This is a genomic window from Hymenobacter sp. B1770 (genome assembly GCF_049896385.1).
In the GTDB taxonomy this organism is placed as follows: Bacteria; Bacteroidota; Bacteroidia; order Cytophagales; family Hymenobacteraceae; genus Hymenobacter.
Genome location: NZ_JAFCUF010000001.1, coordinates 837499 through 851668, shown reverse-complemented (window position 1 = coordinate 851668; position 14170 = coordinate 837499). Strand labels below are relative to the sequence as shown.

Here is a 14170-nt window from a genome sequence, read left to right as displayed (position 1 = left end):
CGTTACTTTGGGGTAAAATTAGCCAAAACCCATTGGCAGTCGGCAGTTGCCGAACCCAATGGACCTTTCTGCCTCATATGAAAAAACTATTCTTTGCCCTGTTGGCCTTTGCAGCCAGCATTACTACTGCTTCAGCCCAGGTTGAAATTGGCTTGAAAATATCGCCATCTATCACCAGCCTGCGGGCCGAGTCGCCCAGCGACAAGGCTTTTAAGAGCGACGGCAGCCAGTTTGGCTTCGGCGGAGGCTTGGTGGTCGACTACTTCTTTGGGGAGAATTACGCGATAAGCACGGGCCTGCTGCTAAACGGCAAAGGCGGCACAATTAGCTACCGGGATGCTGCGAGCGGCCAGCCTATCTCTGCAACGCAAAAATTCAACATGCAGTACCTGCAAGCGCCACTCACGGTAAAACTCTTTACAAACGAGGTGGCCCCCGATACTCGTCTTTACTTCCAGGTGGGCGGCTCGCTAAATGTGCCCATTGGCACCCGCATCAACAGCAGCAAGTTCTACACTGACCCTGCCACCAACAATGAAACCAAGGCCAGCGACCATGTCCTGTTCTTCGATGCTGATGCTCTGGCCAGCTTGGGCGTTGAGTTTCAGCTAGCCAAAACCACCAAAGTTTTCGCCGGCATCAGCTACAACCGCGGCTTGGTAGACATTGACCGCTATTTCGAGAAAACTCGTGATTTCAGAGACATCACCATCAAAAACAGTTCCGTAGCGCTAGACCTGGGAATTAAATTTTAACTCCCACTGCTTCGTAAAGCTTCGCAAAAAGAAGGGCCCCGCCGTTTGCATTGGTGCAAACGGCGGGGCCCTTCTTTTTGCGAAATCAATTGTCCAGTTTAGTCGACAATCTCAACTTCGCGGTCTTGCAAACGGCTCATGGCCGCTGCCGAAGAGCGCAGCTGAATTTCTTCGCCTCGCTCATCCTCAATGCGATAATCAGTAAGGCCGAGGCTACTGTCCTTCACTACTTTCACCCATTTGTAGTATTTGAGATACCACTTCATCTGGCGCGAAACCAGACCCTTGGTGTAGTAAGCGTGGAGGAACGGATGCACCGACAGCGTGATGCCCGACTGGTTTTGGTTCACCAGCAAGTCATCAATGCTGTTGTCAATGTCATCAGTAACCTGGATAGACGCCGAAATTTTGCCCGTCCCGCCGCAGGTGGGGCACACCTCGCCGGTCACGATGTTCTCGGCCGGGCGCACCCGTTGCCGGGTAATCTGCATCAACCCAAATTTGGTAATGGGCAGTACGGTGTACTTGGCCTTGTCCAGCTTCATCACGTCGCGCACTGTGTCCTCAACCTTCTTCCGGCTTTCGGCCGAGCGCATGTCGATGAAGTCAATGACGATGATGCCGCCCATGTCGCGCAGCCGCAGCTGCCGGGCCACCTCTTTCGCAGCCAGCAGGTTTATCATGAGGGCCGTAGCCTCCTGGTCGTTTTCCTGGTTGCTCTTGCTGCCCGAGTTCACGTCGATAACGTGCAGGGCTTCAGTGTGCTCAATTACGAGATAACCGCCTCCGGGCACCGTCACCGTTTTGCCGAACAGCGTTTTGAGCTGCTTTTCGATGCCGGTTTGCTCAAAAATCTTGATTTTTGAGTTGTGGAGCTTCAGCAGCCCAAGTTTGTCGGGCGCAATTTTCTGCAGGTAATCCCGCATCTCCTCGTACATCGTCGGGGCGTCCACCATGATGCTGTCGAACGACTCGTTCAGCATATCGCGGAGCATCGACGAAGTGCGGCCCAGCTCACCCAGGACTTTGTCGTTCGGCTTGGCCGTGCGGAGTGTGCTGTAGAGCTGCTCCCACTTGGCCACCATGTCCTGCATGTCTTTGTCGAGCTCGGCCACTTCGCGCCCTTCCGCCACAGTGCGGATGATAACGCCGAAGTTCACAGGCTTGATGCTGGCGATAAGCCGCTTGAGGCGGTCACGCTCGGCCTTGCTCACAATTTTCTTGCTGACGCTGATGGTGTTCGAAAACGGCATCAGCACGAGGTAGCGACCGGCCATCGAAATGTCGGTGCTCACGCGGGGGCCTTTGGTTGAAATAGGCTCCTTGATGATTTGCACCACCAATTGCTGCCCTTTCTTGAATACGCTCTCGGCCTTGCCCACTTTTTCGAGTGGGGGCTCAAACGTGAATTTCTCCAGCCCGGCAGTGCCGGCCCGGCCGCTTTGAACCGTCCGTACCCACTTGGTGAAGGAATTGTATTGTTCGCCGAGGTCGCCGTAGTGTAGAAACGCGTCTTTTTCGTAGCCGATGTCCACAAAAGCCGCGTTCAAACCGGGCATCACCTTTTTCACGGTGCCCAGGAAGATGTCGCCTACTGAGTAATTGGTGTCGTTGCGGTCGAAGTGGTATTCTATCAACCGCTTGTCCTGCAACAACGCAATCCGCTCGCCTTCCTGAGTAGAATTAATGACTAATTCATTACTCAAAGCATTGATTTAGTTAAGGTAACCTGCCAAAATATAACCGCAGCACTACCCCGAAACCGGCAAAGGGAAGCCAGAACCAATGGTTCTGGCTTCCCTCGCGAGCCACGGGAAAAGCACCCAGCGCGGCCACACCCAGGAGGCTACGTGAGAGATAGGTGGCCGACTCCTTTCCCGTTAGGAAAACTGCCGGCCGCCGCTACGCCCCGTGAGGCTTACTTCTTCTTGTGGCGATTCTTGCGCAGGCGCTTCTTGCGCTTGTGAGTGGCAATCTTATGACGCTTTCTTTTTTTACCGCAGGGCATGATGCTTGGGGGTTAAGTTGGTGTTTGATTGGTTGTGTCTACTTCAATTTGGCGACTTCCTCGTCTACTGAAGCGGCCAGGGCCGGGTCAGGACTCAGGCTCTTGGCAGTGAGGAAGGCTGCCTTGGCTTCTTCCTTGGCACCAGTACGGGCCAAGACAACGCCAAGGTAAAACTGCCCGTTCACGTTCTTCGGATTGACTTTCACCAAGTCCTTAAAACGTGTCACGGCTTTGTCGTACTGGTTGCTTTGCACCGCCAGAATGCCCATGTTGTACAGGGCTTTCTCGTTGCGGGGGTCCGCTTCCAATACTTCGCGCAGGAGGGTTACGCCCTGCACGGGGTTGTCGGAGGCCATGTAGGCCATGCCAAGGTTGGTTTTAGCGTCGAGGTTACCCGGCTCTTTCTGCAACACCTTCGCGTAAAGCTCCCGGGACTTACCGCCCAGCAGCTTCACCCGCTCTTCCGACGCCGCAAAGCTAAACGCTTGGAAGTAAGCATCGGCTGCCCGCTGCCAGTTTTGAGCGCTAGGGCTGGCCAAAGCCACTTGCTCCAGGTAGTAGCCAGCACTGTCGAACCGCTCTACGGCTTCGTAGCGACGGGCCAACGTGATGGCGGTTGCCGATTGCGCAGCAGCATTGGGCGCTGCCTTATACTCAGCCAGCAACCGCGCCAGTTCCTGCCGTTGGGCAGGGGTGGCGCTGGTGTGCGGAGCCGCTTCCGGGGCGGAGGCACTGTGGTCATGGCCGTCGTCGTCGGAGTGGGCCCCGCCGTTGTCGATAGCCGTAGCCGGCACCGGCCCCGAGGAAGCCTCGGTTTTGGAGCCGTTGGTATTAGAGCCACCACCGTCGCGGTTAGCCGTTTTAGCTGCGTCCTTATTTAACTCAGAACGGCTTTCTTTTGGCTTCACGATGCCTTTGGGCAACACGTACAAGCCCCCTACCAGCGCGAGCGCGGCGGCGAGGACAACCAATTGATGAGAAGCTGAGCTAGTAGTGGCCATGGGCTGAAAAAAACCGGCCGCCGGGCTTCCCCTTGCGGAAAAGACACCGGCGGCGCGGCCGGTAATTCATTATCTGATAGTAGGTAGCTGGGGTCCCGGTCGGTTGCCCGATTGCGTAACAGTAATCACCTAAATAAGTGTTCAGGAACCTTGCTACTGCGCACTTTATTTACCGCCTATTACTAGATAATTTAAGCTTTAGCAGCAACGGCCTTAACCTTCTTGCTGTTCTTAATTTTAGCCACGAAGGTTTTCGAAGGCTTAAAGCTCGGGATGTAGTGCTCCTCGATGATGAGCGACGTATTTTTCGAGATGTTGCGGGCTACTTTACGGGCGCGCTTCTTGTTTACGAACGAGCCAAAGCCACGTACATAAATATTGTTGCCTTCCGTCATTGAATCTTTCACGACTTTGAAGAAAGCCTCAACAGTCATCAATACATCTGCTTTCTCGATGCCGGTCTTCGTAGAGATTTCGGCGATTACCTCAGCTTTAGTCACGTTGGTATGGTCCTTAGGGGGTTAAAAAAATACGTTTTTAGGCAAAAAAATCCCGCATTCCAGCGTAAGCCCTTGCCCGGTAGGCGGTTCGCCCTTGAATTGGGGCCACAAAGGTAGCCTCCTTTTTTTGTTTTACCAACCAGAATCACGAAACAAGTTCTGGACTCAAATTATTCGCTTTCAAAATTTTGACCAACACAACTCCCCGGCCTTCCTTTCTGGCAGCCGCCCTTTTGGCTTGGTATCCGCGCCATCATCGGGACCTGCCGTGGCGCCACACCCGCGACCCGTACGCTATTTGGTTATCGGAGGTGATTCTTCAGCAAACCCGTGTGGCTCAAGGCCTACCCTACTATAACACCTTCTTGGCGGCTTATCCTACGGTGCAGGATTTGGCCGCGGCGCCCGAAGCCGAAGTCCTGCGCTACTGGCAGGGACTAGGCTACTACTCGAGGGCTCGCAACATGCACCACACCGCCCAGCAGGTGGTGCATGAATTCGGAGGGCAATTTCCCAGTACCTACGCGGGATTGCTGCTGCTGCGCGGCGTAGGCCCATACACTGCGGCCGCTATTGCCTCTTTTGCTTTTGACGAAGCCGTGGCCGTGCTCGACGGCAACGTGTACCGCGTGCTGGCCCGCATTTTTGGCTTGCATTCAGACATCGCCGCGCCCAGCTCACGCAAGGAATTTCAGGCCCTGGCCGACCAGCACATTCCGGCTAGCGCGCCGGCCGATTTCAACCAAGCCATTATGGAGTTTGGGGCCATCCAGTGCACCCCCGTGAAGCCCGATTGTCTTTTTTGTCCTTTGCAAAGCCAGTGCTGGGCGTTTCAGCACGGGCAAGTGGCGCTGTTGCCGGTCAAGAGCAAGGCCAAGGCTTCGCGCACACGTTACTTCCATTACTTCGTGCTGCGCCACGGCGAGCAAACCTACTTGCGCGAACGGCGCGAAAAGGACATTTGGCAAGGTCTCTACGATTTTGCCATGACTGAAACGACCATCGCGGAGTTGCCGCCCGCGGAACTTATGCGCCATCTCGACGCCTTGGGTGCACGCCTCGACACCAGTCAAGCTGCAGAGCCAAGCGCAGCTTATCGCCACGTGCTGAGCCATCAAAAGCTGGAGGCACGCTTTCACTCCATGGCTTTGGCTCAGCCATTACCGGTAAGTACCCTCCGTGACCTAGGCCTGCGGGCGTACTCGGCGGCGGAGATTGAGGCCCTGCCCAAGCCTAAGCTTATTGCCAATTACTGTAGCCAAAATATTTAACCGCAACATTCCCACTCAGATTAGCTATTTTCGCTTTTATTTTTAGCAAAATATTAGCATTAGTCGATTTAATCTCTTATCTTTAAGGCAAGAAAAGCCGGGTGGCTCTTTCGATTCCGTATTTCCTAACGTGCATTAATATGGCCGGAGTAAACAAAGTAATATTGGTAGGCAACCTGGGCAAAGACCCTGAGGTGCGGCATTTGGAAGGCGGCGTGAGCGTGGCTCACTTTACCCTCGCTACCAATGACTACTACAAAGACAAGCAAGGCAACCGCGTAGAACGTACCGAGTGGCACAACATTTCGGCGTGGCGCGGCTTGGCCGACATGGCTGATAAATTCCTGAAAAAGGGGCAGCAAGTATACATTGAGGGCAAACTGCGCACTCGCCAGTACCAAGACAAGGACCAACAAACCCGCTACATCACGGAAATCATCGCAGATGAGATTTCGATGTTGGGCGGCCGGCCGCAAGGCGCTGGCGCCGCCGCCGATGCCAACGGCCAGGTAGTTGCTGAACCGCAACAGACCTTCCGCCAAGAGCCGGAGCTCGACAAACTGCCCTTTTAGTCGTCAACTGACGCATTTCATGAAAAGCCCCGGCACTAGCCCGGGGCTTTTTTCGTTGCGACTGGCACGAGCCAAAGGTTACCTTTGATACCTGGCACGCTGGCCAACGCGGCAGCAGCGCAATCTTATAAGCAACTACGTGGCATTACTACTGAAAAAGCTCTCCTTGGCAGCTGTGGCGTTGGCCTTGCTGGCGGGCTGCTCATCGGCACCGGATTTTACACCTAAGCCCAAGGGCTATAACCGCATTGATTTACCGCCTCACCACTACCAGGTGCTGCCAGGAGACCATCCTTATTCTTTTGAAATCTCTAAGGAGGCAGTAATAAAGCGCGACTCTTCCTACATGGCCCAGCCGCACTGGCTCAATGTGTATTATCCGAAGCTGAACGCGAATGTGCAGATTACTTATATGGATGTGCAGCGCGACCGCCGCCTCTATAATAAGATGATGGAGGACGCGCGCAAGCTGACCGGCAAGCACGAAATTAAGGCCACAGCCATCGATGAGCGCATTTTGAAGACCCCGAGCGGGCTGCGCGCTTCGGTATTTGAATTGCAGGGCGAGGTTCCGAGCCAATTCCAGTTTTATACAACGGATAGCACCAAGCACTTCCTGCGTGGAGCGTTGTATTTCCGGACGGCCACGGCGAACGACTCTCTAGCCCCGGTTATTGAGTACGTGAAAGAAGACATGGTACGGATGCTAAATACGCTGCGCTACCGCTAGTCATTTGCTAGTCATTTGCCATTTATCAATTAACATTTAACAGCTTTAGTAGGCAAGCAAGGTTGCTACTGATTCAGGCGCGTTGATTGATAAGAGGTCATTAAATGTTAAGTGCTAATTGTTAAATGAGTTTCTTCAACACCCGGCTTGAGTTTCTGCGCACAGTGGGCAGCACCCAGCGCGCCCAACTGCTGGGCAAAGAGCTGGGCTTGTTCACCTACGGCGACCTCATTCAGCGGTACCCCTTTCGGTACCTGGACCGGACACAGGTATACAATGTAGCCGACTTGCACGACGACCTGCCCTATGTGCAGGTAAAAGGCATGCTGCGGAACAAGGAGTTGGTGGGCGAAGGTCCCAAGCAGCGCCTCACCGCCAAAGTGGGCGATGGCACCGGCGAGTTGGAGCTGGTGTGGTTTAAGGGGGTCAAGTGGGTGCAACAGTACACCAAAAACAACCAGGAGTACATTGTATTTGGCAAGCCCACCATGTTCAACGGCCGGCCCCAAATGGCCCACCCCGAGCTGGAAGAAGTTACTGAGGCCAAGCCCGGGCAAAGCTTTCTGCAACCGGTGTACAACACTTCGGAAAAGCTTAAAAACTATCATCGCATCGATAGCAAAGCCATCATGCGCATGGTGGGCGAGCTACTGAAGCTGGCGCAGTCGCATGTGGTGGAGTCGCTGTCGCCGGCCCTAATTGAGCATTACGGGCTCATGGGCAAGCCGCAGGCACTGCAGCAGATTCACTTTCCGCAAAGCCCGGAGCTGTTGGCCGCTGCCAAGTTCCGGCTGAAGTTTGAGGAGTTGTTTTACGTACAGCTTAAGCTGCTGCGCCAGCGCGACCAACGCAAGGTGACCCTGGCCGGGCAGATTTTTAATCAGGTGCCGACCCTGGTGGATTTCTATAAGAACCACCTCTCATTTGACCTGACCGGAGCCCAAAAGCGGGTTATTCACGACATTTACAAGGACTTCTGTGCCGGGCAGCAGATGAACCGCTTGCTGCAGGGCGACGTGGGCTCGGGCAAAACCATCGTGGCCTTTATTGCCATGCTGATGGCTGCAGATAACGGAGCACAGAGCTGCATCATGGCGCCTACCGAGATTCTGGCGGACCAGCACTATACCGGTTTGAAGGTGTATGCGGATGCCTTGGGCATTCACATTGGCAAGCTTACGGGCAGCACCCGCACGGCCGAGCGGCGCGTGCTACACGAGGCCTTGCGCAACGGCACCATGCACATGCTAGTGGGCACCCATGCCCTACTGGAAGACGTAGTGCAGTTCCGCAACCTGGGCCTGACCATTATGGACGAACAGCACCGGTTTGGTGTGGCCCAACGCTCGAAACTTTGGCAGAAGAATCCGCACGTTATTCCGCATGTGCTGGTGATGACCGCCACGCCCATCCCGCGCACGCTCGCTATGACGTTGTATGGCGACCTCGATGTGAGCGTGATTGACGAGTTGCCCGCTGGCCGTAAACCCATCGTGACGGTGCATCGCTACGACGCCAACCGCCTAAAAGTATTCGAATTCATCCGCGACCAAGTGAAGCTGGGCCGGCAGGTTTACATCGTGTACCCGCTGATTGAAGAGTCCGAAACCATGGACTACAAGGACCTGACCGATGGCTACGAAAGCGTGTCGCGGGCTTTCCCGGAGTTCCAAATCAGCATTGTGCACGGGCGCATGAAGGCCGAAGAGAAGGACTTCGAAATGCAGCGCTTCATCAAAAAGGAAACCCAGATTATGGTGGCGACCACCGTGATTGAGGTGGGTGTGAACGTACCCAATGCCTCGGTGATGGTGATAGAATCGGCCGAGCGGTTTGGTCTTTCGCAACTGCACCAGCTGCGCGGACGCGTGGGCCGCGGAGCGGACCAGAGCTACTGCATCCTGATGTCGAGCTTTAAGCTGAGCAAAGATGCCCGCACCCGCCTCGAAACCATGGTACGAACCAATAACGGCTTCGAAATCGCCGACATTGACCTCAAGCTGCGAGGGCCTGGCGACCTGATGGGAACGCAACAAAGCGGCGTGCTCGACCTGCTGATTGCCGACCTAGCCAAAGACGGCCGAATCCTGAGCGAAAGCCGGGCGGCGGCTCAGGCCATTCTAGCCGATGACCCCAACCTGGAACAACCCGCTAATGGGAATATCCGGCGCCACATTGAGAGCTTACCGGCTACGGCCGTGAACTGGAGCAGAATCAGCTAGAGAACTGCTCGCCAAAGGCTGGGGCAAAAAAAGACTTTCGAAAAAGTCGCGAATGTTTTCCCTAAAACAGATTTGCCATCAGGCTCGTGTCTGTTTGTTCGGGCTTGGTTTCCGATTGCACTGGCTTTATCGACTGCACGAGAAACATCTGGCTGGCAAAGACCATCGAGGTATCAGTAGCAGGCTTGCTTTCTGTGTTTTTTGCCACGGCAATGGCAGCAGGTTGTTTAGCAAGTTTGCCACTGACAATGAGAGCAAATAATAGCGTAAACTTGAAAAGTGATTTCATAATATTATAACCTAATGCTTTTGCAAAGGTACGAAGCACTAAGTTTTGGGTAGGTAAAATGTGTGAAAGACCAGACAAAAATAATTTATACCGGTGTAAAGAGATGATTATAAGGAAGTTTGTCAACTTATACCATCCGTCCTATTGCACTTCTCCTTGCAGTCACAAAGTAAACGGGGTCTATGTACGAAAGTGACGGTGCTAGTGTTATTGTTAGAATACTTTTTTGTTAGCTGGCTCGCTCTCGGTGCGACATAAAGAGGAGTTTCTAGGTGTAGCTCAGCCGATAGTGGGTACTTTTGGGCATAATCAGTGAGTCACATAAGTACCACAGCTCAATTCAAGAAGACAAAATTCTATGCTTTACCGAGCGTTGCTGACAAGCTTGATGGGAGGAGCACTGCTGAGTTTAGCCAACCCAGCACTGTCGCAAAAAGTGAAGTCGGCCCCCTTCAGCTACTTGCCTGAGCAGGGCACCGACCGCTACGACATGCGGGTGCCAACCAAAACACTTCCCTTAGCCGATGGCTCGGGCTTTGTAATTCTGGCCCATCAAAGCGCAGGCGGCTATGCCGTAGAGCGTTACGATGCCGACCTCAAAAAACAATGGAGCACCACCATTCCGGTGGGCCCCGACGAAACCCTTGAGGCCTTTGGCCGCGGACCGCAGCAGGCCCTGGTGGTGATTCATCAAAAAGATGAAAGCGGCCAGAAGCTGAATGTGGTAGCGGTGAACTTACAAAATGGCCAGAAGGCCACAGCCAAAGCGGTAATAGCCGTGCCGGCCCGTGACCGGCGACCGGGAGTTTCCATCTCGCCCGATGGCACCCGGATGCTGGCCTTCCGCTATTTTACCCGGGAACAGCAAGTGAAAAGCATTGCTGCCACGTTGTTTGACCAGAACCTGGGCAAACTTGAGGACAAGACCTACGACTTTCACGCACTGGGCGACTTCTTCTCCCCAGCCGTTCACGTGGCCAACGACGGCACCCAGTATGTGACGCTGGTTGGCGACCGCATGACCAAGCTGACCGTACGCCGTTACCCGGCGGGCAAGTCGACTGAAGTCAAGGTATTGGGCGTTCCGGTTGGGGGCACTTTTGGAGGCAAGTCCGTGACAATTCGTGATGCCAAATTCAAGGTTCTGAACGACGGAAGCCTATATGCCGCGGCCTTGTGTGCCGACTACCAAAGTGGCGAATACTACAGCCTGAAAGTGGTGAAATACGATTTCAGCGGTAATGGCGACATGAAGTTTTCGCCGGAATTCCGCTTCACTCCCGCCTACTTGGCCGAAGTAGGCAAAGCCAGTGGAGTAGAAGTAAAACGCTTGGAAGACGTATATCTGGGTGAACTGCTGCTGACGGCGGACAAGCAGCTGGTTGTGATTGCCGAGAAGCATTTTGAAGAAGGCGGCGAAGGCACTCCGGTCCATGCCCGCGAGCTGCACGTGTTTGGGTATAACGAGTTTGGCCAGCCTACTTGGCACAGCATTGTGCCCAAAAAACAAGTGGCACCGGCCGTCGATGCCTACACGGGCATCGGCTTCCGGGCGGCGGTGTTTGGGAACACGGTGCAGCTGGTAACGCTGGAAAATATTAACAAAAAGTCGGACCTGTACCTGCGCCGCATCAACGCCCAAACCGGCGTGGTGAGCCAGCCCGAGCGGCTGAAGCTGAACGTGGCCGACGACCAGCAGCTCGCCTACGTGAAAGACTTTACTGCGTGGCTAGGCGAGAAAACCATTATTGGCGTGAGCCGGCCCAGCAAGAAATCGGCAGCCCTGCAGCTAGAAAAAATTGTGGTCAAGTAGCCCATGCATCCCATCAGAAGAAGACGCAACTGGATAGGGCGCATCGCCTGGACTCTGGCCGGGCTGCTGGTGCTCTTTAGCTTTGTGCTGTTCAAACAGGCCTACCACTTTACACACTTCGATGCAGCGGGCGCTGCGCTGCCTACCGGCCCTCCCTCTGCGCTGGCCATGGCTAAGTTTGCGCTGATGGGAGTACCCAACGGGCGCCCCATAGATGGCCCGGCTCCTGACACTGCTTATCAGGACATTACCCTCATGGCGGCAGATGGCACCCATCTGGCGGCGTGGTATGTGCCCGTAGCAAGGCCCCGTGGCACAGTAACCTTGTTTCACGGCTACCACAGCCAGCGTGGAGGGCTTAATTTGGAAGCTCAGCATTTCCGCAAACTGGGCTTCAATACCCTGCAAGTGGATTTCCGGGGCTCCGGGGCGTCGGATGGCAACTACACCTCCATTGGCTACGAGGAAGCCCAAGACGTGAAGGCTGCCTACGACTGGGTATTTCGCCAGAACGTTAACCAGAAAATTTGCCTCTTTGGCACCAGCATGGGCGCAGTTAGCGTACTGCGCGGCATCAGGCTGTTTCCGACTATGCAGCCGCAAGGGCTAATTCTGGAATGCCCTTTTGCCAGCCTGATTGATGCTTCCAAGGGCCGGTTGCGCTCCCTGAGCCAACCCGAGGAGCCGTTGGCACATCTCATTGTGTTCACCGGTAGCCTCCAAAACGGATTTTGGGGTTTCAACCACGACGCCGTGGCCTATGCCCGCGCCGTGCGCGTGCCGACCCTGCTGCAATGGGGCGAGCAAGACCCACGCGTGACCCGCCGGGAAACCGAGGCCATTTATGCCGCCATCCGCGGCCCAAAGCAGTTAGTTACTTACCCCACCGCTCAGCACGAGAGCTACGTCCGCAACGACCCCGCCCACTGGCAGGCTTCGGTGGCAGCGTTCCTTAAATAACCGTGCCAGCCAGCAACAAAAAGGCCGCTCCTTAACCCAGAAGCGGCCTTTTTTACGTCTACAAAATTCGACTAACCCGTAGAATCTAATAAATCAGTGGTCTAGAAAGCGTACTCGTTGGCTTCAATCAGCTTGGCAGCCACGCGGCGGCGGGCTTCCTTCACATTCAGCAATTCGGCTTTGGTGAAGCGCTTCAAGCCCATCAGCAACAGGCGCTGCTCGTCGCCTTCGGCCATGCTGCCGATGGCGTCTTTGCCGGCTTTCTCCACAATGTCGATGGCATCGGCCAAGTACACACGGGCCATGTCAGCTTCTGCAGACAAGGCTTCTTCGCCCTTGGCTGCAGCTTCTTTCTCCACGCGTAGCAACGTGCTCTCGGCGATGTACACCTTGATGGACATGTCGGCGATGTTCATCAGCAACTCCTGCTCTTTGGCGAGGGTGGCAGCGAATTTCTGCACAGCCGAACCGGCCACCATCAGCACAGCCTTCTTCAGGTTGGCAATGGTCTTGAATTCCTTGCTGAACAGGCCAGTCTCCTCTTCTTGGCTCAGGCTCGGAATGCTCATCAGCTCCTGCTGCACGGCTTGGGCCGGGCCCATTAGGTCAATTTCGCCTTTTAGGCCCTTCTTCAGAATCATGTCAACGGCCAGCAGGCGGTTGATTTCGTTGGTGCCCTCGAAGATGCGGTTAATGCGCGAATCCCGGTAAGCACGGTCCATGGGGTAATTGGCCGAAAAGCCGTAGCCACCGTACACCTGCACGCCTTCATCTACTACGTAGTCAAGCACTTCCGAACCTTCTACTTTCAGAATAGCGCACTCCACTGCGAATTCGCGAGCGGCGCCGAGCAGGGCCTCATTCGAGCCTTTGCCTTCGGCTATAAGCTGCTGCTCCATTCGGTAGATGTCGGAGCCGGCCCGATAGATAGCCGATTCCACAGCGTAGATGCGAATGGCCTGCTGTGCCAGCTTGTAGCGGATGGCCCCAAACTTCGAAATCGGCAGTTTGAACTGCACCCGCTCGTTGGCATACTTCACGCTCAGGGTGGCGGCCATTTTGGTAGCACCCAGGCAGGCTGCCGCCAGCTTGATGCGGCCAATGTTCAGCACGTTGAAGGCGATGAGGTGGCCTTTGCCAATCTCCCCCAGCACGTTCTCTTTGGGCACCAGCGCATCAGCCAGGAATACCTGACGGGTGCTGCTGCCCTGAATACCCATCTTGTGCTCCTCGTTGCCAAGGCTCAAGCCGGGCGTGTTCTTCTCCACAATAAAGCCGGTGAACTTGTCGCCGTCAATCTGGGCAAATACGATGAACACATCGGCAAAGCCGGCATTCGTAATCCACATTTTCTGGCCGTTCAGCACGTAGTGCGTGCCTTCAGCATTGAGGACAGCTTTAGTCTTGGCCCCCAGGGCATCGGAACCGGAGCCAGGCTCGGTGAGGCAGTAAGCACCCATCAGCTCGCCATTGGTGAGGCCGGGCAGGTACTTGGTTTTCTGCTCATCGTTTCCGAAGTACAGAATGGGCAGCAGCGCGATGCCCGTGTGGGCCGCGAAAGCTACCGGAAACGAGTGGCCGCCGCCCACGCCTTCCGTCACGCGCAGGGCGGTAGGGAAGTCCATGTCCAGACCACCAAACTGCTCGGGCACGCTCACACCGAACAGGCCCAGCTGCCCCGCTTTTTCCATCAGGCCGCGCATGAGACCCTCTTCGTGGTTGTCGAGGCGGTCCAGTAGCGGATGCACTTCAGAGGCCACAAAGTCCAGACAGGTCTGGTGCATGTAGTTCTGCTCCTCGGTGAAATCAGCCGGCGTAAAGACGTCCTGCGAATCAGTGGGTTTAATAATGAATTCGCCGCCTTTAAGGGGCGCATGCTGCGTTACTTCCATGACGTTGGCTAGGTTAGGAGTGGGATTGTAAAGTTAGGTAAACCGAGGCGAATTTATTAGGCACGCCTACTACTTAGCTTAAAGAAAACCCCGGATGAGCGGGGCTTTCTGCTTTTAGGTTAACGACTAGCTACGGCTGCTAGTTCGCAGATAATCA

At 55.0% G+C, this 14170-nt stretch carries 12 protein-coding genes; 7 read left to right on the top strand and 5 right to left on the bottom strand.

What is annotated here, in order from left to right; translation table 11 throughout:
* Positions 1-77 precede the first annotated feature (77 nt).
* Positions 78-755: a porin family protein gene (locus ACP7AJ_RS03545; RefSeq protein WP_426058798.1), complete on the top strand. Its 678-nt coding sequence runs from the start codon at positions 78-80 to the stop codon at positions 753-755.
* Positions 756-853: 98 nt separating this feature from the next.
* Here the strand turns inward: ACP7AJ_RS03545 and ACP7AJ_RS03540 are convergent, their stop codons facing one another.
* The 3 genes from ACP7AJ_RS03540 to ACP7AJ_RS03530 form a co-directional block, all read right to left on the bottom strand.
* Positions 854-2461 carry an Rne/Rng family ribonuclease gene (locus tag ACP7AJ_RS03540; protein ID WP_426058797.1) on the bottom strand — a complete coding sequence of 536 codons (1608 nt, stop codon included), beginning with the start codon at positions 2459-2461 and terminating at the stop codon, positions 854-856.
* Between the two features lie 340 nt (positions 2462-2801).
* The gene (locus ACP7AJ_RS03535; protein ID WP_426058796.1) at positions 2802-3764 is read right to left on the bottom strand and encodes a tetratricopeptide repeat protein; all 963 of its coding nucleotides are present in this window, start codon (positions 3762-3764) and stop codon (positions 2802-2804) included.
* Between the two features lie 191 nt (positions 3765-3955).
* Positions 3956-4264 (bottom strand): HU family DNA-binding protein, encoded by a 309-nt coding sequence (locus tag ACP7AJ_RS03530; RefSeq protein ID WP_046244842.1) that lies wholly within the window; start codon positions 4262-4264, stop codon positions 3956-3958.
* Between the two features lie 188 nt (positions 4265-4452).
* Between ACP7AJ_RS03530 and mutY the strand changes: the two genes are divergently transcribed.
* The 4 genes from mutY to recG all read left to right on the top strand — a co-directional run bounded on the left by mutY (position 4453) and on the right by recG (position 9059).
* Complete coding sequence (gene mutY, locus ACP7AJ_RS03525; RefSeq protein ID WP_426058795.1) at positions 4453-5535, top strand: A/G-specific adenine glycosylase; 1083 nt, start codon at positions 4453-4455, stop codon at positions 5533-5535.
* Between the two features lie 140 nt (positions 5536-5675).
* Positions 5676-6107, top strand: coding sequence for a single-stranded DNA-binding protein (locus ACP7AJ_RS03520; protein ID WP_426058794.1), 432 nt, complete (start codon positions 5676-5678; stop codon positions 6105-6107).
* Positions 6108-6246: 139 nt separating this feature from the next.
* The gene (gldD, locus tag ACP7AJ_RS03515; RefSeq protein WP_426058793.1) at positions 6247-6837 is read left to right on the top strand and encodes a gliding motility lipoprotein GldD; all 591 of its coding nucleotides are present in this window, start codon (positions 6247-6249) and stop codon (positions 6835-6837) included.
* A 125-nt stretch (positions 6838-6962) separates the two neighbouring features.
* Positions 6963-9059 carry an ATP-dependent DNA helicase RecG gene (gene recG / locus ACP7AJ_RS03510; RefSeq protein WP_426058792.1) on the top strand — a complete coding sequence of 699 codons (2097 nt, stop codon included), beginning with the start codon at positions 6963-6965 and terminating at the stop codon, positions 9057-9059.
* Between the two features lie 61 nt (positions 9060-9120).
* Here the strand turns inward: recG and ACP7AJ_RS03505 are convergent, their stop codons facing one another.
* The gene (locus ACP7AJ_RS03505; protein ID WP_426058791.1) at positions 9121-9348 is read right to left on the bottom strand and encodes a hypothetical protein; all 228 of its coding nucleotides are present in this window, start codon (positions 9346-9348) and stop codon (positions 9121-9123) included.
* A gap of 358 nt (positions 9349-9706) precedes the next feature.
* Here ACP7AJ_RS03505 and ACP7AJ_RS03500 point away from each other — a divergent pair, with 358 nt between their 5' ends.
* Positions 9707-11161, top strand: a complete 1455-nt coding sequence (locus tag ACP7AJ_RS03500; RefSeq protein ID WP_426058790.1) for a hypothetical protein — start codon at positions 9707-9709, stop codon at positions 11159-11161.
* Between the two features lie 3 nt (positions 11162-11164).
* The gene (locus ACP7AJ_RS03495) at positions 11165-12121 is read left to right on the top strand and encodes an alpha/beta hydrolase (protein ID WP_426058789.1); all 957 of its coding nucleotides are present in this window, start codon (positions 11165-11167) and stop codon (positions 12119-12121) included.
* 101 nt (positions 12122-12222) lie between these two features.
* On the opposite strand, the gene ACP7AJ_RS03490 is transcribed toward ACP7AJ_RS03495, so the two are convergent.
* On the bottom strand, positions 12223-14013 hold the full coding sequence (locus tag ACP7AJ_RS03490) for an acyl-CoA dehydrogenase family protein (RefSeq protein WP_426058788.1): 1791 nt from the start codon (positions 14011-14013) through the stop codon (positions 12223-12225).
* Between the last annotated feature and the right edge of the window lie 157 nt (positions 14014-14170).

Bases quoted from the DNA above. Each gene is read 5' to 3' on its own strand.
- ACP7AJ_RS03495 (WP_426058789.1), top strand. From the start codon at position 11,165: ATGCATCCCATCAGAAGAAGACGCAACTGGATAGGGCGCATCGCCTGG.
- recG (WP_426058792.1), top strand. From the start codon at position 6,963: ATGAGTTTCTTCAACACCCGGCTTGAGTTTCTGCGCACAGTGGGCAGC.
- ACP7AJ_RS03520 (WP_426058794.1), top strand. From the start codon at position 5,676: ATGGCCGGAGTAAACAAAGTAATATTGGTAGGCAACCTGGGCAAAGAC.
- ACP7AJ_RS03500 (WP_426058790.1), top strand. From the start codon at position 9,707: ATGCTTTACCGAGCGTTGCTGACAAGCTTGATGGGAGGAGCACTGCTG.
- ACP7AJ_RS03545 (WP_426058798.1), top strand. From the start codon at position 78: ATGAAAAAACTATTCTTTGCCCTGTTGGCCTTTGCAGCCAGCATTACT.
- ACP7AJ_RS03490 (WP_426058788.1), bottom strand. From the start codon at position 14,013: ATGGAAGTAACGCAGCATGCGCCCCTTAAAGGCGGCGAATTCATTATT.
- ACP7AJ_RS03535 (WP_426058796.1), bottom strand. From the start codon at position 3,764: ATGGCCACTACTAGCTCAGCTTCTCATCAATTGGTTGTCCTCGCCGCC.
- ACP7AJ_RS03505 (WP_426058791.1), bottom strand. From the start codon at position 9,348: ATGAAATCACTTTTCAAGTTTACGCTATTATTTGCTCTCATTGTCAGT.